This window comes from Rhodococcus sp. NPDC054953 (genome assembly GCF_053609225.1).
Genome location: NZ_JBSGXD010000092.1, coordinates 1 through 1,025 on the forward strand (window position 1 = coordinate 1; position 1,025 = coordinate 1,025).

A 1,025-nucleotide genomic window follows, 5' to 3' on the forward strand; every position below is an offset into this window, starting at 1 on the left:
TTCCGCACCTCAATAACCGTCTTGCCGATCCGGATCGGCGCTCCGGGCGGGATCGGTACCGGGGTGGTCAGCCGGCCGCGCTCGAGGTACGTGCCATTGGTCGATCCGAGGTCCTCGACGATCCACTGGCCGTCGCGGTCGGGGTAGATCCTCGCGTGCCGCCCCGAGGCATAGTCGTCGTCCAGCACGATCGTCGAGTCATGTGCCCGGCCGAGCGTAATGGTCTGCCCCTGGAGGGCGACAGTGGTTCCGGTGAGGGAACCCTCGGTGATCACCAGCTTCGTCGGGGCACCGCGCCGCTGCCGGCCGCCGCGAGCGGGCTTGGCCTGCTGCGGCGACTGCTGCTGCCGGTTGCGCGGCTGCATCGGGGCGGCGCTCTGGCGGGCGGCGCCGCGCTGGGTGACCCGCGTGCCGAACAGGTCGCTGCGGATCACCTGTACGGCGACGATCACGAACAGCCACAGAACGGCCAGGAAACCCAGCCTCATGACCGTCAGGGTCAGCTCTGACATTGCCCCCGCTTCACCCTTCGGCTTGCCGGTAAATGACGGTGGTGCTGCCCACGACGACGCGTGAGCCGTCGCGGAGCGTAGCGCGTTTGGTGTGCTGCCCGTCGACCACGATGCCGTTGGTGGAGCCCAGGTCCCGGATTGTGGCCGGTTCTGTGGCCTGGATCTCGCAGTGCCTGCGGGATACACCGGGATCGTCGATCCGGACGTCGGCCTCGGTGCTGCGACCGAGGACGAGCGTGGGGCGGGAGATCTGGTGCCGGGTGCCGTTGATCTCCACCCAGCGGCGCACCGTGCCCCGGACACCGGGGGCGGCACCGGGCGGCGGCCCGGCGGGCACCGGGGGCGCGCCCGCCGGCATCCGGGGCGCGCCGGGCGGCGGTGCCATGGGGGCGGAACCGCCGAAGGTCGGGGCGCCCGGGCCCTGCGCACTGCTGCTGGAGGCCAGCGTGCGGCTGCGGACCCGGTAGAGACCGGTGTCCAGGGTGGGCGACTTCTCCAGGTTGACCTTGATCT

Annotated in this window: 2 protein-coding genes; both read right to left on the minus strand. The window is 71.3% G+C overall.

Translation table 11 applies throughout. The features are described from left to right. Positions 1-512 (minus strand): FHA domain-containing protein FhaB/FipA (locus ACWF62_RS20715; RefSeq protein ID WP_452631318.1); only part of this gene is annotated, 512 nt, incomplete at its 3' end. Positions 513-522: 10 nt separating this feature from the next. Then, on the minus strand, positions 523-1,025 hold a 503-nt coding region (locus ACWF62_RS20720), incomplete at its 5' end, for an FHA domain-containing protein (protein ID WP_452631320.1).